The 22224-nt window shown below is 69.3% G+C and carries 17 protein-coding genes; 10 read left to right on the top strand and 7 right to left on the bottom strand.

The window, feature by feature from the left end:
* The first annotated feature begins 320 nt into the window (after positions 1-320).
* From GEMRO_RS0114725 to GEMRO_RS0114700, 6 genes are all read left to right on the top strand, one after another.
* Entirely contained in the window at positions 321-1568 is a 1248-nt protein-coding gene (locus GEMRO_RS0114725; RefSeq protein WP_035485366.1) for an extracellular solute-binding protein, read from the top strand.
* 50 nt (positions 1569-1618) lie between these two features.
* Positions 1619-2725 carry an enolase C-terminal domain-like protein gene (locus GEMRO_RS29840; RefSeq protein ID WP_051329091.1) on the top strand — a complete coding sequence of 369 codons (1107 nt, stop codon included), beginning with the start codon at positions 1619-1621 and terminating at the stop codon, positions 2723-2725.
* 7 nt (positions 2726-2732) lie between these two features.
* Positions 2733-3698, top strand: coding sequence for a carbohydrate ABC transporter permease (locus GEMRO_RS0114715; RefSeq protein ID WP_051329090.1), 966 nt, complete (start codon positions 2733-2735; stop codon positions 3696-3698).
* Complete coding sequence (locus GEMRO_RS0114710; RefSeq protein WP_027134596.1) at positions 3695-4543, top strand: carbohydrate ABC transporter permease; 849 nt, start codon at positions 3695-3697, stop codon at positions 4541-4543. The genes GEMRO_RS0114715 and GEMRO_RS0114710 overlap by 4 nt, the downstream gene beginning before the upstream one ends.
* Positions 4544-4577: 34 nt before the next feature.
* Complete coding sequence (locus GEMRO_RS0114705; protein WP_027134595.1) at positions 4578-5738, top strand: enolase C-terminal domain-like protein; 1161 nt, start codon at positions 4578-4580, stop codon at positions 5736-5738.
* A 196-nt stretch (positions 5739-5934) separates the two neighbouring features.
* Positions 5935-7098 carry an L-dopachrome tautomerase-related protein gene (locus GEMRO_RS0114700; protein ID WP_027134594.1) on the top strand — a complete coding sequence of 388 codons (1164 nt, stop codon included), beginning with the start codon at positions 5935-5937 and terminating at the stop codon, positions 7096-7098.
* Between the two features lie 43 nt (positions 7099-7141).
* Here the strand turns inward: GEMRO_RS0114700 and GEMRO_RS0114695 are convergent, their stop codons facing one another.
* The 4 genes from GEMRO_RS0114695 to GEMRO_RS0114680 form a co-directional block, all read right to left on the bottom strand.
* Positions 7142-8590, bottom strand: coding sequence for a sulfatase-like hydrolase/transferase (locus GEMRO_RS0114695; RefSeq protein ID WP_035485363.1), 1449 nt, complete (start codon positions 8588-8590; stop codon positions 7142-7144).
* 43 nt (positions 8591-8633) lie between these two features.
* Complete coding sequence (locus GEMRO_RS0114690) at positions 8634-9743, bottom strand: ABC transporter ATP-binding protein (protein WP_027134592.1); 1110 nt, start codon at positions 9741-9743, stop codon at positions 8634-8636.
* 9 nt (positions 9744-9752) lie between these two features.
* Positions 9753-11468, bottom strand: coding sequence for an ABC transporter permease (locus GEMRO_RS0114685; RefSeq protein ID WP_084506997.1), 1716 nt, complete (start codon positions 11466-11468; stop codon positions 9753-9755).
* Between the two features lie 163 nt (positions 11469-11631).
* Positions 11632-12699: an ABC transporter substrate-binding protein gene (locus GEMRO_RS0114680; RefSeq protein ID WP_027134590.1), complete on the bottom strand. Its 1068-nt coding sequence runs from the start codon at positions 12697-12699 to the stop codon at positions 11632-11634.
* A 125-nt stretch (positions 12700-12824) separates the two neighbouring features.
* Here GEMRO_RS0114680 and GEMRO_RS0114675 point away from each other — a divergent pair, with 125 nt between their 5' ends.
* Entirely contained in the window at positions 12825-13754 is a 930-nt protein-coding gene (locus tag GEMRO_RS0114675; protein WP_027134589.1) for a LysR family transcriptional regulator, read from the top strand.
* 33 nt (positions 13755-13787) lie between these two features.
* On the opposite strand, the gene GEMRO_RS0114670 is transcribed toward GEMRO_RS0114675, so the two are convergent.
* Positions 13788-14660 (bottom strand): alpha/beta fold hydrolase, encoded by an 873-nt coding sequence (locus tag GEMRO_RS0114670; RefSeq protein WP_051329088.1) that lies wholly within the window; start codon positions 14658-14660, stop codon positions 13788-13790.
* Positions 14661-14780: 120 nt separating this feature from the next.
* Here GEMRO_RS0114670 and GEMRO_RS0114665 point away from each other — a divergent pair, with 120 nt between their 5' ends.
* Both GEMRO_RS0114665 and GEMRO_RS0114660 read left to right on the top strand, forming a co-directional pair.
* Entirely contained in the window at positions 14781-15704 is a 924-nt protein-coding gene (locus tag GEMRO_RS0114665; protein ID WP_027134587.1) for a LysR family transcriptional regulator, read from the top strand.
* Positions 15705-16004: 300 nt separating this feature from the next.
* Positions 16005-17075: an NAD(P)H-dependent flavin oxidoreductase gene (locus GEMRO_RS0114660; protein WP_027134586.1), complete on the top strand. Its 1071-nt coding sequence runs from the start codon at positions 16005-16007 to the stop codon at positions 17073-17075.
* A 123-nt stretch (positions 17076-17198) separates the two neighbouring features.
* Here GEMRO_RS0114660 and GEMRO_RS29835 read toward each other — a convergent pair whose 3' ends face one another.
* On the bottom strand, positions 17199-19643 hold the full coding sequence (locus tag GEMRO_RS29835; protein WP_035485361.1) for a glucan 1,4-alpha-glucosidase: 2445 nt from the start codon (positions 19641-19643) through the stop codon (positions 17199-17201).
* Between the two features lie 242 nt (positions 19644-19885).
* Here GEMRO_RS29835 and zwf point away from each other — a divergent pair, with 242 nt between their 5' ends.
* Positions 19886-21403 (top strand): glucose-6-phosphate dehydrogenase, encoded by a 1518-nt coding sequence (gene zwf / locus GEMRO_RS0114650; protein WP_205624980.1) that lies wholly within the window; start codon positions 19886-19888, stop codon positions 21401-21403.
* Between the two features lie 24 nt (positions 21404-21427).
* On the opposite strand, the gene GEMRO_RS35670 is transcribed toward zwf, so the two are convergent.
* Positions 21428-21553: a hypothetical protein gene (locus GEMRO_RS35670; protein ID WP_276202832.1), complete on the bottom strand. Its 126-nt coding sequence runs from the start codon at positions 21551-21553 to the stop codon at positions 21428-21430.
* Positions 21554-22224: the final 671 nt, after the last annotated feature.

Genomic DNA, 22224 nt, shown 5'->3' with positions numbered 1-22224 from the left:
GCAGGGCTGGCCCGGCCGGCCGCATCGGCCCTCCGCCGGGCCCGCTATAGCGCGCCCGCGCCGGATCCGGCAGCCGGTTTTCCGCAGGCAGCACCCGTTGATATGTTCAGCAATGCAACCTGATCCGATCAGTCGTGACAATAACTATTGTCAGACGGCGGATGTGGTGCGAGCATCCGGCCCGTCGATCAGGGATCATCAAAGGCACGAGGGGTTGGACCATCGCGCGCCGCACCGCCGGCCCGGGGTTCGCCCGGCAGCCGCCATGCGCTGCCTCCAGAACGTGCCGACGGGGCGCAGACCCCGCAGGGAGGCCGAAGATGAGGTTCGATCCAGGCTTGAACCGCCGCCAGCTCATGCTCGCCACGGCGATGGCCGCCGGTGGGCTGCTCGCCCGGAGAAACCCGGCGCTGGCCGCGTCCACCATCGCCTACTGGCATTCCTTCACCAGCCAGAGCGAGTTCGCCGGGCTGGAGCGGGTCATCCAGATGTTCCAGGAGCGCCACCCCGAGATTTCGGTGGTCCAGGAGAACATCCCGAACAACGACTTCATGGCCAAGGTCACCTCGGCGGTGCTCACCGGCAGCCGGCCCGACACGGTGATGGTCCAGGCCGAGCGGGTCGACGACCTGGTCGCCATGGACGGGCTGGTCGACCTGACCGACCGGGTAAACGACTGGAAGCTGAAGGGCGACTTCACCCCGTCCGCCTGGGACGCGATCACCCGCGACGGCAAGATCTACGGCACCCCCGCCTTCACCTTCGTCGACTGGATCTATTACCGGAAGGACTGGTTCGAGGAGGCCGGCATCGACGGGCCGCCCAAGACCATGGAGGAGTTCGCCGAGATCGCCGAGAAGCTGACCGACCCGTCCAAGGGCCGCTACGGCTACGGGATGCGCGGCGGGGCCGGCGGCGACAACTACATGCTGGCGGTGCTCTTGCAGTTCGGCGCCATCAAGGTCGAGGACGGCCGCGGCGTGATCGACCGCCAGGCGGCGATCGACGCGGTCGGGTACTTCACCGGCATCGCCACCAAGCGCAACGCGGTGCCGCCCAGCGTCACCGGCGACAGCTACCGCCAGGTCATGGAAGGCTTCCGCACCGGCCAGACCGGGATGATCTGGCACCATACCGGCTCGCTCGCCGAGATCTCCGCCGCGCTGAAGCCCGGCGAGGAGTTCATGACCGCCCAGGTGCCGGCCGGCCCGGTCGAGTCCTACCGCCGCACCTCCTTCTCCTATAACGGCCTGATGAGCGACGCCCAGGTCGATGCCGCCTTCGACTGGATCACGTTCTGGGGCGAGGCGGATCCCGAGATCGCGATGCTGGAGGCGACCGGCTACTTCCCGGCATCCACCAAGGTCGCCGAGGACCCGCGCATCGCGGACAACCCGATCTACAAGGCCGCAGCCGACACCGTGCCGAACGGCCAGCCGCCGATCAGCTTCGTCGGCTCCAACCACTGGCGCGAGAACATCGTCCTGCCGGCGATGCAGGGCGTGCTGATCGGCTCCTCCACCGTGGAGCAGGCGGTCGACACCATGATCCAGGGCCTGGAGAGCTGAGGCTTCGTTAACCTCGTCCCGTTCCAGGCATCTCTTTTCCGGACCTACCCATGAAGATCACCGACATCCGCTGCTGGCTGGTCGAAGGCGAGCACCCGCGCTGGCCGTTCGCCTGGCGCAAGGGCCTGGCCGGCTCCGGCGACGGCACCGCCCTGGACAAGAAGCCCCTGGAGGCGATCATCCGGGTGGATACCGACGAGGGCATCTACGGGGCGATGCGCGTCCCGCAGGGCCCGTCGGTGATGAGCCTGGTCGAGCGGCGCCTGAAGACGCTGGTCGGCCAGGACCCGCTGCTCACCGAGCGCCTGTGGTGGCTGGTCTGGGAGATCGACCGGGTCGAGGAGATCCCGGTGCGGCACCTAGGGATCCTCGACTGCATCCTGTGGGACATCAAGAGCAAGAAGGCCGGGATGCCGGTCTACCAGATGCTGGGCGGCAACGACCGCAAGGTCCCGGTCTATGCGTCCACGGTCACCTGGGACACGATGGACGAGTACGAGCGCCACATCAAACACTGCATGGACAAGGGGTTCACCGCGTTCAAGCTGCATGCCTGGGGCGATCCCAAGGAGGACGCGAAGCTCTCGCGCAACCTGCGCAAATGGACCGGCGACGACGCCGACCTGATGTTCGACGGCTCGGCCGGCTGGGACTATGTCACCTCGCTCAAGTTCGGCCGCGTCATGGAGGAGTGCAACTTCCTCTGGTACGAGGAGCCGATGCGCGAGTTCGAGCTGGGCTCCTACAAGAAGCTGTGCGACGCGCTCGACGTGCCGGTCCTGGCCGCGGAGACCCCGGACGGCTGCCACTGGAACATGGCGACCTGGATCCAGATGGGCGCGCTCGACATGACCCGCACCAGCTGGTTCTTCAAGGGCGGCATCACCGGCGCCATGAAGGTCGCCCACCTGTCCGACAGCTTCGGGATGCGCTGCCAGGTGCATGGCATGGGCCTGCCCAACGCGCAGATCTGCGCCGCCATGCGCAACAACGACTATTACGAGCAGCTGGTCATGGGCACCGGGCAGATCGACCAGCTCGACGACCAGCGCGCGCTCTCGGTGGTGGACGGCTACCTGACCGTTTCCGACCAGCCGGGCCTGGGCGAGGATTTCGACTGGGATCATGTCCAGCGCACCGCGCTGGCCAGCGTGTGAGCGGATCATGGCCACGCGCAACTGGAACCGGGGCGGGCCGGGCGGCGGCGCCCCCGCCCTCGACCGGCTGAACCCGTTCACCCGGATCGCGGAGTTCTCCGAAAGCCGCCACTGGGCCTGGTTCCTGTTGCTGCCCTGCGTGGTGATCGTGGCGCTGATCGTGATCTACCCGACCATCTACGGGATCTCGCTCAGCTTCCGCGAGATGCGCCTGACCCGGCCGGGCCTGGGCACCGGCTTTGTCGGGCTGAAGCACTACGCCGCGATCCTCCAGGACGGCACGTTCTGGATCTCGGTCAAGAACACCGTCACCTACACCACGCTCGCCATCGCGCTGGAGCTGTCCTTGGGCTTGGCCAGCGCGCTGGCGCTCAACCAGCGCCTGCCGGGCCTGCGCTGGATGGGCGTGATCATCCTGCTGCCCTGGTTCCTGCCCAACGTCGTGGCCGGCAACATGTGGGCGCTGATGCTGGATCCGCGCCTGGGGGTGATCAACGACATCCTGGTCCGGGTCGGCCTGCTGGAGAGCTACAAGGCCTGGTTCGCCGATCCGTCCACGGCACTCGGCGCCGCGGTGGTGGTCGAGGCCTGGCACGGCTTCCCGTTCTTCACCCTCTTGCTCCTGGCGGCGCTGAAAGGCGTGCCGGAGGAACTGCACCAGTCCGCCGCGGTGGACGGCGCCACGGTGGCCGGCCGGTTCTGGCACGTCACCCTGCCGATGCTGAAGATGGTGATCGTGGCCGCCGTCGTGCTGCGGGTGATCTCAATCGTGAACTCGCCGGACCTCCTGCTGATCCTGACCAATGGCGGTCCCGCCAACACCACCATGGTCCTCTCGCTCTACGCCTTCCAGACCGCGTACCGGGCCTTCGACTTCGGCTATGCCGGAGCACTCTCGGTGGTGATGCTGCTGCTGCTGATGCTGTTCTGCTACCTCTACGTGCGGGCCTCCAACATCATGGCCAACTCGTGATCGTCGGCTCGCGCAAGTCGCGCCGCACCTGGACCATCGTGACCTATGCGACAGTCCTGGCCTTCCTCCTGTTCACCACCCTGCCGCTGGTCTGGCTGGTGCTGACCTCGGTGAAGCCCGAGAACGAGATCGTCACCGCCCTCGGGGTCAAGTACTGGCCGGACCAGATCACCTTCGACAACTACACCAACATCTGGTGGCAGTCGGGCTTCTCGGTGCTGGTGTTCAACAGCGCCAAGACCACGCTGATGACCATCGCGATCTGCCTGGTGGCCGGCAGCCTCGGCGCCTACGCCTTCTCGCGCTTCCGCTTCCCCGGCCGCAACCAGATGCTGCTGGGCCTGCTGGTGGTGCGGATGTTCCCGGCCGTGGTGAAGATCATCCCGCTGTTCATCATCATGCGCTCCCTCAGCCTGCTCGACAGCAGCTTCGGCCTGGCGCTTGCCTATTCCAGCTTCCTCTTGCCGCTGTTCGTCTGGATCATGAAGGGCTTCTTCGACGCCCTGCCCGACGATTTGGAGGAGGCCGCGCGGATCGATGGCTGCACCCGGCTGGGGGCCATGGTCCGCATCGTCCTGCCGCTGGCGCGCAACGGCCTGGTCGCCACCACCGTGTTCGTGGCGATCGGTGCGTGGAACGAGTTCCTGTTCGCCCTGATGCTCACCACCAGCCAGGGCTCGCGCACCTGGCCGGTCGGGCTGCAGCTGATGATCGGCGAATTCCAGCTGCCCTGGGGGATGCTCGCCGCCGGCGGCGTCATCAGCATCATCCCCGTCGTCGTCCTGTTCGCCTTCATCCAGCGCGTGCTGGTGAGCGGGCTCACCACCGGCGCCGTCAAGGGCTGACCCTTTCCCGATAAAACCTGAGGACCTGCCGAACGTGCCGACCATCCAGCGGATCGAGTTCGAGACCTTCACCTTCCCGATCGAGGGATTGACGGTCGACCACAGCATGAACGCCACCTACACGCCCGGCGGCCGGATCACCCGCACCGGCTACGCGGTGACGATCACCGACAGCGAGGGCTGCGTCGGCGAGTGGGTCAACATCAACCACGACGCCACCCTGCTCGCCCAGGCCAAGTACCTGGCCAAGATGCTGATCGGCCGCGACGCCGACAGCCGCGAGAAGATGTACGACGACTGCAAGCGCGCCCAGCGCAAGACCTGGGGCCTGGGCTATGCCGATCTCGACATCGCCCTTTGGGACATGGCCGGCAAGCGCTACGGCGTGCCGGTCTCCCGGCTGCTGGGCGGCTTCCGCGAGCGCCTGCCGACCTATGCCAGCACCTTCCACGGCGACCGCAACGGCGGCCTCTCTTCCAAGGAAGCGTTCGGCGACTATGCCGAGTATTGCTACGAGCTGGGCTTCCGCGCCTTCAAGATCCATGGCTGGACCGACGCCGACCGCCGCGAGGAGGCCGCCAACGTCCTGCACGTGGCCGAGCGGGTCGGCGACCGCATGGACCTGATGCTGGACCCGGCCTGCGAGCTCAAGACCTTCGGCGATGCGCTCTATGTCGGGCGCGCCTGCGACGAGGCGAAGTTCTTCTGGTACGAGGATCCCTATCGCGACGGCGGCTATTCCCGCCATGCGCACAAGAAGCTCCGCCAGATGCTGAAGACCCCGATCCTGATGGGCGAGCATGTCCGCGGGCTGGAGGCCAAGGCCGACATGATCGCCGCCGAGGCCACCGACTATGTCCGGGTCAACCCGACCCTGGACATGGGCATCACCGGCGCCATGAAGATGGTCCACCTGGCCGAGGCGTTCGGCCTGGATGCCGAGATGCACGGCGCCGGCCCCACCCAGCGCCACTGCATGGCGGCGATGCGCAACACCAACTATTACGAGCTCGCCTTGTGCGCGCCCAAGATCGGCAACCCCAAGCCGCCGATCTATACCTGCGGCTACTCGGACGAGCCCGAGGATGTCGGCAAGGACGGCTGCTTCCCGGTCCCGACCGGCCCGGGCCTGGGGGTGAGCTATGACTGGGACTTCATCCGGAAGAACAGCGCCGACCGCCTGGTGATCGAATAGGTCCAGGCCTGCGGGGCGGCGGCTGTCGCGGCCGCCGCCTCGGCGCCTTCATGCCAGGCGGGTTCTGTTCAAGAACCGCGCGCGCTGGGTGGCGATCATCGTCTGGTTGGCGAACGGGCACCCTGGGCACGCGGCCCGGGGACGGCCTGGGCAACCCATGCCCTGCATGGCCGTTGACCCCGCCAAAGAGCCTGCGATGAGGACCCCTGCCATGCGCCACCTGCTGCTGGCCTGCACCCTTCTGGCGCCGCTGGGCGCCCCGGCCCTGGCCGAACCGCTGCCGTCCGAGAAGGCCATCGGCCAGCTGGAGCCGGTCTTCGCCTTCCGGGACGCCATGCCGACCGGCGTCACCGTCGCGGCCGACGGCCGGATCTTCGTCAACTTCCCGCGCTGGGGCGACGCGGTGCCGTTCACCGTGGGCGAGCTGCGCGACGGCGAGGTCCGGCCCTTCCCCGACGCCGCCACCAACGTCTTCGACCCGGATCGCCCGGCGGAGACCCTGAGCAGCGTGCAGAGCGTGGTGGTGGGCCCGGCCGGCCGGCTCTGGCTGCTCGACACCGCGGCACCGTCCTTCGCCGAGCCCCTGGACGGCGCCGCCAAGCTGGTGGCGGTCGACCTGGCAACCAACCAGGTGGCGCAGACCATCGTCCTGCCGCCCGACGTGGTCCTGGACACGACCTACCTGAACGACGTGCGCTTCGACCTGACCGAAGGCGAGGCCGGCATCGCCTACATCACCGATTCTTCGACCAACGGCCCGGGCGGCATCATCGTGGTCGACCTCCAGACCGGCGAAGCCTGGCGCAAGCTGAGCGGCCATCCCTCCACCAGCCCCGACCCGGATTTCGTGGGGGTGGTCGAGGGCCAGCGCCTGGCGATCCGCCAGCCGGGCCAGCCGCCCCAGCCCTTCCGGGTCGCCTCGGATGGCATCGCCCTCTCCGCCGATGGCGCCACCCTTTATTACAGCCCGCTCTCCAGCCGCCACCTCTACTCGGTGCCGACCGACCTGCTGCGCGACCGGCAGGCTTCCGAAGAAACGCTGGCCCAGGCCGTCACCGACCTGGGCGAGAAGGGCGCCTCCGACGGCCTGGAATCGGATGCGCAGGGCCGCGTCTACGCCACCGACTACGAGAACAACGCCATCCACCGGCGCGACCCGGACGGCACCTGGGAGACGCTCGTCCACGACCCGCGCCTGCTCTGGCCGGACACGCTGTCGGTGGCAGGCGACGGTCATCTCTACGTCACCGCCAACCAGCTGCACCGCCAGGCCCAGTTCCACGAGGGCCAGGACCTGCGCGAGAAGCCCTACAGCCTGTTCCGCATCCCGATCGACGCCGGCCCGGTCCTCCTGAAGTGAGCAGGACCCGGGGGGCGGAGCATTACGCCCCCCGGTCCCCGGATCAGGAGTAGCGCGGCGCCTCCCCGGGTGCGGGGGTGTAGGGATAGGTGGGCCGGTTGCGGATCGCCTCCTCGCCCCCCAGGTCCAAGATCCGCTTCTGCTGGTCGGCGAACGCCCGCCTGGTCACCTCCGCCGGGTCGCAGATCGCGCGCAGCCGCCGCTGGCCCTCGGCCAGCGCATCGGCATGTTCAGGCGAACCCGCCAGGTCGTTCGTCTCGCCCGGATCGGCCTCCAGGTCGAACAGCTGCGGCGCGTAGCCCTCGTAATGAACCAGCTTGAAGCGGCCGAACCGGACCATGAACATGCCGGTCATGGCCCCCACCGCATGGTACTCGCTGAACACGGTCCGGTCCGGGTCGGCGCCCTCCGCGATCGCCCGCAGCGAACGGCCCGGCAGTTCCTTGTCCGCCTTCGGCCGGATCCCGGTGACGTCCATGATGGTGGCATGGACGTCGACCAGCGAGACCGGCGTCGCCACCCTTTTGCCCGCCTCGACCCCCGGGCCCCGCATCAGCATCGGCACCCCGGCGGCCTCCTCGTACATGTTGGACTTTCCCCAGAAGGTCCGCCGGCCGAGATTGTCGCCATGGTCGCTGGTGTAGACCACGGTGGTGTTGCCCGCCTGGCCATTAGCGTCCAGCGCCGCCAGGATCTTGCCGATATTGTCGTCCAGGAACGACACCATGCCGTAATAGGCGGCGATCGCCGTGCGGACATGGGTCTCGTCGCGGAAATAGTCCTCATAATCCTGGACCTCGCGCAGCTTGCGCAGGACCGGGTGGTCGGGGAAGTCGGACGGGTCGCGCAGGTCCGGCATCGGCAGGCTGTCCAGCGGGTACATCCGGAAGAACTCCGGCGGCGCCACCAGCGGGAAATGCGGGCAGACCAGCGACACGTACAGGCACCAGGGCTGCTCCGGCTGGCCGGCCGCCTCCGCCAGCCACTGCACGCTGCGCTCGGTGATCCGCCGGTCATAGTCCAGGTAGGTGGAATCGCCCTCGCCCGCGTCGCCGGCCAGGTCCTGGGTGCTCTTGCGCGGCATGGGCGGGCTGCGCAGCATGCCCTGCACGTCGCCCTCCCCGTCCAGCACGTGCAGCGGCAGGATCTCGTTCTGAAAGCCGTTGGGATCCTCGCTGGAGCGGAAATGCAGCTTGCCGATCGAGTCGCAGCGATAGCCGCCATCCTGCATCTCGTGGCCGAAGGAGCGGGGCGTGCCGGTATAGGGGATCGCGTTGTCCCAGGTGCCGATCTCGTGGACATGACGGCCGGTGACGAAGCTGGCGCGGCTCGGCACGCAGATCGGCGAGTTGCAGTAGGCGTTCTCGAACAGGGTGCCCTGTTCGGCCAGCCGGTCGAGATGGGGTGTTTGGATGACGCGGTTGCCATAGGCGCCGGACATGCCGCGGCCGTGCTCGTCCGACATGATGACCAGGACGTTGGGTTTCCTCATGATCGCTTCCTGAGTGACTGGCGGTATGCCGGGCTGACGGGGTTCAGGCGGGGGTTTCGGTCGCCATGGCGGTGCAGGCCGCGACCGGGATCGAAAGCGGCACAATGGAGCCGACCGGGTGGTGGAGATGGGGCTGGCACTGCGCCTTGAGCGTGGTCCCGGCGATGTCGACGACGTACTCGACCAGGTTGCCCAGGAAGGTCGCGTCGGTGATCGTCGCCTCGAACCGGTTGGCCGCGCCGTCGGCCGCTCCTGGGGCCGCGTCGCGGACCGCGTCCTCGCCCAGCCGCACCGCCTCCGGCCGCACCACCAGGGTGACCCGGCCGGACGGGTTCACGCGGGGACCTGGCTGCGCCCGCAGCGTCAGCCGTCCGGCCTGGACGAGCAGCCCGTCCGGGCCGTGCTCGGCGACCTTTCCTTCCAGCATGTTGGTCGAGCCCATGAAGTCGGCGACGAACAGGTTGGCCGGCCGGTCGTAGATCTCCCGGGGCGTGCCCAGCTGCTGCAGTTCGCCCCGGTTGAACACCGCGACCATGTCGGAGAGCGCCATGGCCTCGGCCTGGTCGTGGGTGACGTAGACGAAGGTGATCGCGGTGCGCCGCTGCAGGGCCTTCAGCTCGGTGCGCATGTGCTCGCGCAGCTTGGCGTCCAGGTTGGAGAGCGGCTCGTCGAGCAGCAGGATGGACGGCTCCACCACCAGCGAGCGGGCCAGCGCCACGCGCTGCTGCTGCCCGCCGCTGAGCTCGCTTGGAAAGCGGTCCTCCAGCCCCTCCAGGCCGACCACCGACAGGACCTGGCGGACCCGCTCGTCGATCTCCCGCCTGGCCAGCTTCTTGAGCTGCAGCCCGAACGCGACATTGTCGAACAAGGAGAGATGCGGCCAGACCGCATAGTTCTGGAACACCATCCCCATCCGCCGGTTCTCCGGCAGGACGATGTCGCGCGCCTGGGACAGGATCCGGCCGCCCACCGCGATGGTGCCCTCGTCCGGCTCCAGGAAACCGGCAAGCAGGCGCAGCGTCGTGGTCTTGCCGCAGCCGGACGGGCCCAGCAGGGTCACGAATTTCTGCTCCTCGACCGCCAGGCTGACGTCGTTGACCGCGGTGTACGCGCCGAACCGCTTGGTGAGGCGGCTGATCTCGATGAACGCCATGGTTTCGTTTCAGTCCTTGGGCAGCGCCTGGCGGCGCTTGGGCAGCCGCGCGGAGTACCAGTTCAGGCCGAGGCTCACGATCAGCACGACCGCGATGGTGAACACCGACAGGGCCGACACCACCTCGAGCTGGCCGAGATCGTTCAGGCGGAAGATCGCGATGGAGATCGTCTCGGTGCCGCTGGAGTAGAGCAGGACGGTGGCGCTGAGCTCGGCGAACGCCGGGATGAACACCAGCAGGAACGCCACCACCAGGCCTGGGCGGACCAGCGGCAGGAGGATCAGCCGGATCGACTGCATCCAGGTGGCGCCGGTGATCCGCGCGGCCTCCTCCAGGGAGGGCTCCAGCTGGCGCAGCGAGCTGTTGACGCTGCGGGTCGCCAGCGGAATGAACCTCGCCACATAGGCGACCAGCAGGATCCAGATCGTCCCGTAGAGCACCAAAGGCGGGCGGATGAAGGCCAAGAGCAGGCCGATCGCCATCACCGTGCCGGGCAGGCCCAGCGGCAGCAGGGCCAGGTAGTCCAGGAGCCTGCGGCCGGTGACCCGGGTGCGCAGGTCGATATAGGCGATGGCGGCGCCGATCACGACCGCGATCAGCCCGGCCGCGGTGGCCAGCCGGAAGCTGTTCCAGATGCCGCGCACCGCCATCTGGTCCTCCAGCAATGCGGACTGGAAGTGGCGGAGCGTGAAGTTGGCGGAACTCAGCGGCGCCACCCAGCTGTCGCTGAACGAGGCCAGCACCAGCACGCCCACCGGCGCGATCGCGCTGAAGAACACGATCAGCAGGCACAAGCCCAGCAGCGGCCATTTCCAGGCCCCCAGCCTGGCCGGGCGCTGCCGCCCGCCCTTGCCGCCGATGGTGACGTAGGAGCGCCGCTGCAGGTAGCTGCGCTGGATCAGCAAGCCGATGCAGGTCAAAAGGATCAGGATCAGCGACAGGGCGGCCGCCTCGCCCCAGCGCGGCGGGTAGCTGCTGATCACGCCGTAGATCCGGGTCGGCAGGAAGCTGATCTGCGCCGGCGTGCCGAGAAAGGATTGCGGCCCGAACAGCGCCAGCGATTCCACCGCCGCCAGCAACGCGCCGCCGGTGATGGCGGGTGCGACCAGCGGCAGGTTGATGCGGACCACCGTGGTCCAGCGGCGCGCGCCCAGCATCTGCGCCGCCTCCTCCAGCGAGGCGTCCACCGATTTCAGCGCGGCCTCGGTCAGGAAATAGGTGAAGGCGAACACGTGCAGGCTGATCACCAGGATGATCCCGGTCATGCCGAACACGTTGAACGGGCCGCTCGGCACGTCGATCACCAGGCGCACCAGCCGGTTCAGGTAGCCGGCGTCCGGCCCCATCAGGATGATGAAGGCCAGTGCGGTGAGATAGGGCGGCGTGATGTAGGACAGCGCCACGCAGGCCCGCACCGTCTTGCGCAGCGGCATGTCGGTGCAGGCGGTGGCCCAGGCCAGCGGCACTCCCAGCACCACGCTGAAGAACCCGGCGCCGATGGCCAGGATGATCGTGTTGACCAGCGGCTGCACGTTCTGCGAGCGGGCATAGGCCCGCACGAAATGGCTGAGGCCGAACTCGTTCGGCAGGCCGAACGCCGCCAGCAGGAGCCAGAGCAGCGGATAGACGACGATCACCAGGAGCACCGCCACGGCCAGGCCGAGCACGACCGTCATGGCGTTCAGGCGCGGCTCGCGCCGCAGGGGCAAGGGTCGCTCGACCATGGTCTTAGGAGTTCCTCGACGACGACGGGCCGGATCGCGCGGGCGCGCGGCCAGGGCCCGGCGGGCGGCATGCCGCCCGCCAATCCCTCAACGGGCTTCGGCTGTGTTCCTCAGGCGCCGGAAACGCGCCGGGCCGGCTGCGGGCGGCAGCCGGCCCGGCCGTTCAGACGCCCCACTCGCCGCCGAACGTGTCGGCCATGCGCTGCAGGATGTCCTGCCGCTGCTTGGCGTAGTCGCGATAGTCGATGGTCAGCAGGTTGAGGTCGGAAAGCGGCGGCGCGCCCTCGGGCGGGGCGGCGTCGGAGCGGCTGGAATACTTGCCACCCGCCTGGGCCATCAGTTCCTGGCCCTCCTTGCTCATCCAGTACTCGTAGAACAGGGCCGCGGCATGCGGCTTGGCCGAGCCCTCGAACAGACCGAGCGCGCCCGGCTCGGTCGGCACGCCCTCGCTCGGGTAGACATAGTCGGTGGGCTTGCCCTGGATCTTGGAGCGCCAGGCGATGTTGTCGTTGGTGCAGAACGCCACGCCGCGCTCGCCGCTCTCGATCAGCTGGTTGATCACCTGGGGCGACTGCACCCGCAGCGGGTCGGCCGCGGCCAGCTGCTCCAGCAGCTCCCAGCCGAACGCCTGCGCCAGGGTGTAGAGCCTGGGCGCGCCGTCGCCATTCGCGCTGCTGAAGAAGGTCAGCCGGCTGGCATAGGGCTCCTCGGTCAGCGCCTGCCAGGTCTTGGGCGGATTGTCGCCGAATTCGTTCGCGTTGTACTGGATGCAGGCCTGGGTCAGCCGGTCGGCGATCCAGGTGCCGTCCGGGTCGCGCAGGTCGGCGCGCACCTTGTCGGCGGCCTCCGACTTGAACGGCCGCAGCAGGCCGCGATCCTTCATCACCAGCACGGCGGCAAGGTCGGAGCAGTCCACCAGGTCGGCCTGCAGCCGTCCGGCATCCGCCTCGGCCAAAACCTTGGAGGTCACGTCGGCCGAGCCGCCGCGGAAATAGGTGACGTCGATGCCGTGCATCTCCTTGAAGGTCTTGATGACCTCGTCGACGATCTTGGTGTCCAGGCTGGTATAGAAAGTCAGCGGCCCCTCGGCCTTGGCCTTCTCCAGGTCGATCTCGCTGGCATCCGCGGGCGCCGATGATTGCGCGCGCGCCGAGAATGTCGGAGCGGTGACCGCGGCCAAGGTCCCGGCCGCGACACCTCCAAGGAACATGCGCCGATGCAGCTCGGACATGACAGACCTCCCTACCCTGATTGTTTGTTTCTGGTCGTCTTGCTCCAGGAAGCTTGACCCAAACGGGTCCCCCTGCAACACGAATCCTAGGGTACCGTGATAACCAACAGGCATAGGGCGGCGCCTTGGACTTCCGGCATCTCAAGTATTTCCTGGCCGTCGCCGAGCATGGCAGCCTGCAGATGGCGGCGCGCCGCCTGGGCATCACCCAGCCGGCTTTGACCAAGGCGATCCGCCGGATCGAGGATTCGGTGGGCGTGCGCCTGTTCGACCGCCATGCCTACGGGGTCCGGCTGAACGCCTATGGCAGCGCGTTCCTGAAGGACGCCCAGGACCTGGACCAGGCCTTCCACGACGCCATGGGGCGGATGCGCTCGCTGCGCCGGGGCATCACCGGCCTGATCACCATCGCCGCCGGCCCGTTCTGGCAGGACGCGGTGCTGCCCGGCGCCATCGCCGAGATGCGCCGCCTGCGCCCGGACGTGCTGATCAAGGTGATGAGCGGCGCGGACGACCATCTGCGCGAGCTTCTGAAAAGCCGCCGGCTGGCCTTCATGCTCTCGGCCGACCATCCCCCCGCCCTGCGCTCGGAGCCGGGTCTGGTCTGGGAGAACCTGATGGTCGACGAGTACCGGGTGATCGCCGATGTCGGCCACCCGCTGCACCGCTGCGCCGAAATCTCCCCGGCGCAGCTCCTGGACTATCCGTGGATCCTGCCGCCGCAGCAGGGCAACATGGTCGGCCGGCTGCGCCTTCTGCTCCGCTCGCTGGGCCTGTCCGACCCGGTCCCCTCGGTCGAGACCGAGAGCATCCACCTGAAGTTCAACCTGATGCGCGGCTCGGACTATCTGAGCTACCACGCCATGGCGCATCTGCGCGCCTACTGCCCGGACTTCATCCGGCCGATCATGGCGCCCGGCACCGCGGCGGTGCGCCATGCCGGGCTGTGGAAGCGGGAAGGCATGTCGCTGGGCCCGGCCGACCTGACCCTGATCGACATCCTCAAGCGCTGCTGCGACGAGCTGTCCCGCGCCGAGGGCCCCGGCCGGACCTGACCTGCCCGGCCGCAGCGGGACGAACGGGCCGGGTCAGCCGGGCAGGCGGCCCAGAAAGCGCCGGATGAAAACGGCGATCTCCTCCGCATGGGTCTCCAGGGCGAAATGCCCGGCGTCGAGCAGGTGGACCTCCGCGTTCGGGTTGTCGCGCTTGTAGGCCTCGGCGCCAGGCGGCAGGAAGAACGGGTCGTGCCGGCCCCACACCGCCAGGAACGGCGGCTGGTGCTCCGCGAAATAGGCCTGGAAGCGGGGATACAGGGCGACGTTGGTCGCGTAGTCGCCGAACAGGTCCAGCTGGATCTCGTCGTTGCCCGGGCGGCTGAGCAGCGCATGGTCCAGCCAGTAGGCTTCCGGGGCGACCCGGCTTTCGTCCCGCTCGCCGTGCACATACTGCCACTTCGTCCCCTCCAGCGTCAGGATGAAGCGGATCGCGTCGCGGTTCTCCCGGGTCGGCTCCTGCCAGTAGCGGCGGATGGGGGCCCAGTCCTCGCCCAGGCCTTCCTCGTAGGCATTGCCGTTCTGCGAGATGATCGCCAGCACCCGCCCGGGCCGCGCCATGGCCAGGCGGAAGCCGACCGGTGCGCCATAGTCGAAGACATAGAGGGCGTAGCGCTCCAGGCCGATCACGTCGGTGAACTGCTCGATCACCCTGGCCAGCTGGTCGAAGCTGTAGGTGAATTCGCCGCGCGGCGGGGCGGTGGTGAAGCCGAAGCCGGGAAGGTCCGGGGCGACCAGATGGTATCGCTCCGCCAGCAGCGGGATCAGGTCGCGGAACATGTGCGACGAGCTGGGGAAGCCGTGCAGCAGCAGCAGCGTCGGGTTCCTGGGATCGCCGGCCTCGCGGTAGAAGACGTTGACCGGCCCGACCGAGGCTTGGCGCAGGGCGATGGCGGCTGAGGCAGCCATGGATGCTCTCCCGAAGGGAAGGTGATTGGGTGCGTTCCCCGCAAATCACCCTCCTCCATTGCCGCTTTCGGCGGAATGCGCGATCCTGGGTATTCACTCTTCCGCGGATCGGAACAATCCATGGACCGGATCGACGCGATGAAGCTGTTCGTCGCCGCGCTGGACGAAGGCAGCCTGGCAGGCGCGGGCCGGCGGCTCGGCCGCTCCCCGGCCGCCGTCAGCCGGGCCATGGACTTCCTGGAGAACCATGTCGGCGTGCAGCTCCTGCACCGCACCACCCGCTCCCTGAAGCTCAGCGAGGCGGGCGAGCGCTATGCCGCCGCCTGCCGGCGGGTGCTCACCGATCTCGAGGAAGCCGACATGCTCGCCGCCGGCGAGCGCTCGGCGCCGCGCGGCACGCTGGTGGTCACCGCACCGACGGTCAGCGGCGAGGACGTGCTGCGCCCGATCGTCGACGATTTTTTGGCTGCCTTCCCGATGGTGTCGGCGCGGCTGCACCTGCTCGACCGGCCGGTCAACCTGATCGACGAAGGCATCGACGTCGCCCTGCGCATCGCGCATCTGCCCGATTCGTCGATGGTCGCCCTGCGCCTGGGCGAGGTCCGCCGGGTGGTGGTGGCAGCACCCGGCTATCTGGCCGCGCATCCCCCGATCGAGACGCCGCCCGACCTCGCCCGGCAGCAGATCGTGGCGATGACCCATTTTGGCCTCGACAGCTGGAGCTTTCCCCCGCTGGGCGAATCCACCCTTCCCAGGACCGTGTCGTTCACCCCGCGTCTGGTGGTGAACAGCGTCCGTGCCGCGATCGCCTCGGCGGCGGAAGGGCGCGGGGTGACCCGGCTGTTCTGCTATCAGGTCGCCGAAAAGAGGCGTGCCGGCGAACTGGAGATCGTGCTGCAGGACGACGAGCCGCCGCCCCTGCCGGTGCACCTGATCACGCCCGAGCGCCGGCTCTCGACGCCCAAGGTGCGCGCCTTCGTCGACTTCGCCACCCCGCGCCTGCGCCAGGCCTTCGTCCGGCTGAAATCCCAGGCCGGGCGCTGACGCCTTTCCCTTCCCGGTGCGGACCATGGCCCGCCGCAAGAAGGGATGCCGCTCGATCCCGCGGGTCCCGGCGCAGCACCCGCGCCGTCTTGGGCAGCGGCGCCTTCCATGCCATCTTCCAGAGCGGCACCTTCGGCGGCTCCGCCACGAGCGGGATGATCGAGACGCACCTGATGGCCCCAACTCCCGTGATGGCCCCCACCCCGTTGTGCGGCTTTCCGCCCGTGCCCGGCGCGGGCGGTCCAGGACAGGACCGGAGCTCCCCCATCCGCCCCCGAACGACCAGGAAAGGCCCCCGCCATGACCCCCGACCAGGACCGCCGCATCCTCGACCTGTTCGGCATCGAGCTGCCGGTCATCCAGGCGCCGATGGCCGGGGCGACCACCCCCGACATGGTGGTGGCGGTGAGCGAGGCCGGCGGCCTGGGCTCGCTGCCGAGCGCGCAATATGCGCCGGCGCAGCTCAGCGAGGCGCTGGCCGGGATCCGCCAGCGCACGGCACGGCCGATCAACGTCAACTTCTTCTGCCACCGCCCGCCCGGCGAGGACCCGGCAGCCCAGGCGCGCTGGCGCGAGCTTCTGGCCCCCTACTACCGCGAGGCCGGCCTCGACGATGTGGCGCCGCCAGGGGGAGCGGGACGCGCGCCGTTCGACGACGCGTTCTGCGAGGTGGTGGAGGCGTTCCGCCCGCCGGTGGTCAGCTTCCATTTCGGGCTTCCGGAACCCCGGCTGCTGGACCGGGTGCGGCGCACCGGCGCCCGGATCCTGTCGTCCGCCACCACGGTCGGCGAGGCGCTGTGGCTGGCCGGGCGCGGCGTCGACGCCGTGATCGCCATGGGGGCCGAGGCGGGCGGCCACCGCGGCAATTTCCTGACCGGGGACATGTCCGGGCAGGTCGGCACCATCGCGCTGGTGCCGCAGATCGTGGATGCGGTGAAGGTGCCGGTGATCGCGGCCGGCGGCATCGCCGATCCGCGCGGTGTCGCGGCCGCCATGGCCCTGGGCGCCGCCGCGGTGCAGGTCGGCACCGCCTATCTCTTCACCCGCGAGGCCAGTGTCTCGCCGCTCTACCGGGAAGCGCTGCTGGCGGCGGCGGGCGACGAGACCGCGCTCACCAACCTGTTCACCGGCCGGCCGGCGCGCGGCATCACCAACCGGCTGATGCGCGAGCTTGGGCCGATGTCCGGCCTCGCCCCCGCCTTCCCGACCGCCGGAGCGGCCCTTCTCCCGCTGCGGCAATGGGCGGAGCAACGCGGCTCGGCCGACTTCACCAATCTCTGGGCCGGCCAGGCCGTGGCGCTGAGCCGGATCGCCACCGCGGCCGGGCTGACGCGCCACCTGGCCGGCCTGAAGGCGGCCGAGGCGGCCTGACCCCGGCCTCGTTCCCGGCCTGCAACCACGCATGCGGAGGGTCCGCGACCGTTTGACAGCTGCGCGAACGACCCGGCCGTCGGAGCCGGAGCCCCGACCGCGACGCCCGCCGTCCCGGCCCGCTCACCCCACCATCACGCCGGTCAGCAGTTCGTCGCCGTCCAGCTCCACCAGGAAGTCCTGCCCCTCCCAGCGCTGGGCCTCCGTCCAGAAGAAGGTGAAGCGGATCCGGGTGCCGTGGCCGCCCGGCATGGGCGGCAGGTCGAGCAGGTGGATGCCGAACGGGTTCGGCCGGGTCGGGTCCTCCTGCACGGTCGCCCAGTCGTCGTCGCTCCAGCGGACCAAAGCCGGGGCGGCCAGCTCGATGCGCAGGATCTTGCCCACCGGCAGGCTGCGCAGCTTGTGCTCGAAGCGCCAGGACCGCATCGCCGCGCGGACCTTGTCGCGCTGGTAGCGCTGCACCGTCTGCGGCGGCATGTCGAACACGGCGCCGTCGCGCAAGGAGCGCAGCAGCTTGATGTGCTCGGCATGGGCCCAGACCAGCGGCATGGCGCTGCCCGACGGCCGGCCGCGGAACAGTTCGCGCTCCGGCAGGTCAGGACCGTCCCAGACCTGCTCGGGCAGGAGCCCGCCGGCGCTGGCCGAGGCCTCGACCGTGGCCAACAGCTCGCGGGCGACCTCCGGCCGGCCGGCGGCCAGCTCGTAATGGGCGCGCTCCCCGGCCAGGAGCGGCCAGGGCCGCCCCACCCCGGTGCCGTCGAACGGCCCGCCGTCCGCCTGCTCGCCATAGCCGTCGTCGGTGTAGCGGTACCAGAGCCGGCCCTGGGGCAGGTCGGCCTGCAGCACCGCGTCGATCGCCCGGATCGTCGACAGGATGCGCGGGTCATCCGGCGCGCGCAGGCCGAAGCGGACCAGGGCCAGGGCGTCCGGGCTGATGATCTGGCTGGCCGGGCGGTCGCTGTCGCCGGGCGGCCGGTTCTTGATCGGCACGAACCCGTCCAAAGGCGAGGCCGCGTCCGCGGTCTCGGCTGGTGCGATCCGCACGTAATAGCCGTCGATGCCAAGCTCTTGGGCCAGCCCGGTGCCGGCCGCATAGGTCCAGCGCTCGATCTCGTCGTTCCAGCCATCCGCGGTCTCGCGCAGATAGGCAGCGGCCTCCATTTTGCCGGCCGCCTCGATCATGTCGGCCGCGGCCAGGAGGGCTGCGATCTCCACCGCCAGGGTGAAGGGCGAATAGCCGCCATCCTCCTCCCAGCGGTCCTGGCCGGTGACCGGGCCGTGCCGGGCGACGAAGCCCGCGGCGCGCTCGATCATCGGCAGGAACCGGGCAAGGTCGTCGTGATCCAGGCAGCCTTCCCGGCGCAGCATGTCGGCAAGAAGGATCGGGAAGGCACACTCGTCCATCTGCACGCCGGTCCAGTAGGGCTGGCCGTCTAGCCAGACATTCTGCGACCAGTGGCCCTCCTCCTCCTGGATCGCCATCAGGTAGGAAAGCACCGACCTGGCCTCGTCCACCGCACCCGCCGCCAGAAAGCCGCCGGCGATCTCCACCAGGTCGCGCGGCCAGACCAGGTGGTAGCCGCCCAGGTCCTCGTCGCCCTTGTTGAAGCCCCAGGGAATCGACAGGCTGGCGATCACCGCGCCGGGAAAGGACATCGGCTGATGGGTGGCGAGGACGGCGGTGCTGATCCGGTAGCTGTTGAGGTTGGCGGGCCCGGCCGGGCGGTCCAGCGGCAGCAGCCGGTCCTGCCAGGCGCGCCAGCCCTGCACATAGGTGCGGCGCGCGGCGGCAAAGCCGTCCTGCAGGCTGGCCAGGGCGCGGTGGCCGGCCTCCTGCGGGCGGATGCCGAAGCCCAGCGACAAAAGGAACCGGCCGCCCGTGGCGGCAAGATCGATCTCGCCGCACAGCGCCACGTTGCCGTCCGGGGCGCGCTGCCAGCGCTCGTCCAGTTGCCCGTTCGCCTTCAGCTGCTGCCAGCCGTCCGACGTGCCGACATAGCCCACCGAGCGGGCCAGCCAGGGCGCCGAGCAGGCCAGCGCCAGCGACGCGCCGAAGCGGCCGCGGGCGTAGAGCATCGGCGTGCCCTTGTAGGCGCCGGTCCAGGCGCTGTTGCTGGCCCCGGCATTGACCAGGTGCGGCGCCAGCAGCGCAAACAGCCGGTAGTCGCCGGGCCCGCCCTCCAGCGCCTCGAAGCGGACCTCCTGCAACAGCGCCTCGCGCCTGGGATCGGTCAGCACCTCCTTGGTGATCCGGTAGCGGCCGTCCAGCGCGGTGTTGACCAGGCGGAAGGCGGGGATGCCCTGCTCGATCATGCCGACCGCATGGTCGGCGTCGCGCTTCTCCTCGGAGAAATAGCCGTCCCGGCCGGTGACGATCAGGCCGAAGTCGCGGGTGCAGGCGCTGTCGACGCGCGGATAATAGATCTCGTTGAGGATGCCGTGGCTGAGGGTGAACCAGATCCGGCTGGCGGCGGTCATGGCGGTGCCGACCCCGCTCTTCGCGCTGGAGGTCCAGCGGGCCGGCAGGCCCGGCGCGCCCGGCGGCAGGATGGTGCTGGCATCGGTCATCTTGGTCTTTTCCTCCCCGTCGGGACCGCCGGGGGATCGTGCCGCCCCCTGCCCGCCCCTTGTCGCCATGCGCGCCACGCTGGCAAAAGGCCACCGATGATCTGCCGCATTTCCATGTCCAGGCAAGAACCGGATGCGCGGGTTTGGGCGGGACCGGCCTGGTCGCGCCCGGGCGATCACCGACCGTTGGACAGCAGGGGGCTTTTCCGATGACCAAGGCAGCACCAGGAAGCCGGACCACCATGCCGGCGGATGCGGGACCGGCCCCGGCCTCGACCGTGGTGATCTTCGGTGCCTATGGCGACCTGACCAAGCGCCTGCTGATGCCGGCCCTGCACAACCTGGCCCGCGAGGGCCTGCTCCCCGATGATTTCGCCATTCTCGGGGTCGACCGGGTGGAGGCGGACGAGCCGGGGTTCCGCGAGCACCTGACCAAGGCCGCCGGCGAGATCGCGGAGGCGGGCGGCGCGCCCCTGGACCAGGACAGCTGGAACTGGCTGTGCGGGCGGATCGGCTATCTGTCCGGCGACTTCGCCGATCCGGCCACGTTCGAGCGGGTCGGCGCCCTGCTGGCCGAGCGGGAGAAGGCGCATGGCCAGTCCAACGCCGTGTTCTACCTGGCCGTGGCGGCACGCTTCTTCGGCCCGATCGCCGAGCAGCTGGGGACGGCCGGTCTCCTGGCCGAGGGCGAGCGCTCGTTCCGCCGGCTGGTGGTGGAGAAGCCGTTCGGCTCCGACCTAGCCTCGGCCAAGGCGCTGAACGCCCGGATCCTCAAGGTGCTGGAGGAGCGCCAGATGTTCCGGATCGACCATTTCCTGGGCAAGGAGACCGTCCAGAACGTCATGGCGCTGCGCTTCGGCAACGGCATCTTCGAGCCGATCTGGAACCGCGAGTTCATCGATCATGTCCAGATCACCGCGGCGGAGACGGTGACGGTCGAGACGCGCGGCCATTTCTACGACGCCACCGGTGCGCTCCGCGACATGGTGCCGAACCACATGTTCCAGCTCCTGGCGATGGTCGCCATGGAGCCGCCCAACTCGTTCGGCGCCGATCCGGTGCGCAGCGAGAAGGCCAAGGTGATCGAGGCGATCGAGCGCCCCGACCCGCACCTGGCCGCCGCCATGGCGGTGCGCGCCCAGTATGCGCCCGGCCAGATCCAGGGCCGCTCGGTGCCAGCCTACCGCCAGGAGGCGGACGTGGCGCCCGACAGCCGCACCGAGAGCTATGTCGCGCTGCGCTACACGATCGACAACTGGCGCTGGTCCGGGGTGCCCTTCTTTGTCCGCACCGGCAAGGCGCTGGCGGCCAGGCGGACCGAGATCGCGATCCAGTTCAAGAAGGCGCCGGGCAGCCTGTTCCGCAGCCTGACCGACGGGCTCGACCCCAACATGCTGGTGATCCATGTCCAGCCGGACGAGGGCATCTCGATGCGCTTCGCCGCCAAGGTGCCCGGCCGCAGGGTGCGCCTGTCCGAGGTGCGCATGGATTTCCGCTACAGCGATTATTTCCGGGCCGAGCCGTCCACCGGCTACGAGACGCTGATCTATGACTGCCTGGTCGGCGACGCGACCCTGTTTCAGCGCGCCGACAACATCGAGGCGGGCTGGGCGGCGGTGCAGCCGGTGCTGGACGCCTGGACGTCCGGCCGGCAGGAGATCCACCATTACTTCGCCGGCACCGACGGCCCCACCGCCGCCGACGAGCTGATCGGCCGGGACGGCTTCTCCTGGCTGCCGATCGGCCGCGACCGCCTGTGAGAGCCCCGGGTTCGGGTGGCCGTCTCAGCGATGGGAGGCCGCGACCGCCGGCTCCAGCGGATGGTCGGGGACCGGCGGCCCCAGGACCAGGCGCACCAGCGCCGGGGCCAGGAACAGGATCAGGATCGCCAGGACGACGGCTGGGCGCATGGACGGGCTCCGGAAAAGGGATCGCCCGGCCACATGCCCGCATCATCGCGGCAGGACAATGATGGAACAAGCATGTCGGACGGCGGAGTTCCACGTCGATATAGGAATATGAGCCCGTGATCTGCTAGGGGTGCCCGACGAGGACCCGCCCCATGACGCCTTCTCCCCATGCTGGTTCACTTGCCCATGCCGGTTGGCATGCCCGTTCCGGTTGGCCTGGAAGCACGGGATGCCACCACCCGCGCCGCAGCGCCGACGCCCGAACCGCCACCGCGCCACCGCCCGAACCAGCCCGGCCGCATGCCCCCTGCCCGGCACACCCGATCCTGCATGACGCCGTTCTTGCACAAACGAACCCGAGCCGGACGCGACGGCCCTAGCCCTCCAGGCAGCCGGTTCCGAGGTTTCCCCGGAACTGCACCCGCAACGCCGGGAACCAGCGTTTTACACAAACGAACCCGAGCACCGGGCATTGCCCGGCCGCAACCCATCTGCACCCGGTCTGCACGGGCCGCTTCAGCCTCAGGCATCACCGTTTTGCACGGACGAACCCGAGCCGAACGCGATCAACCCGGCCCTCCAGGCAGCCGCACGCCCAGCCTCCGCCGAAACAGCACCCGCAACATCCAGAACTGGCTTTTTGCACAAACGAACCCGAGCACCGAGGAAGC

Source organism: Geminicoccus roseus DSM 18922 (assembly GCF_000427665.1).
Taxonomy (GTDB): Bacteria; Pseudomonadota; Alphaproteobacteria; order Geminicoccales; family Geminicoccaceae; genus Geminicoccus; species Geminicoccus roseus.
This window is presented reverse-complemented; position numbering and strand designations above follow the sequence as displayed.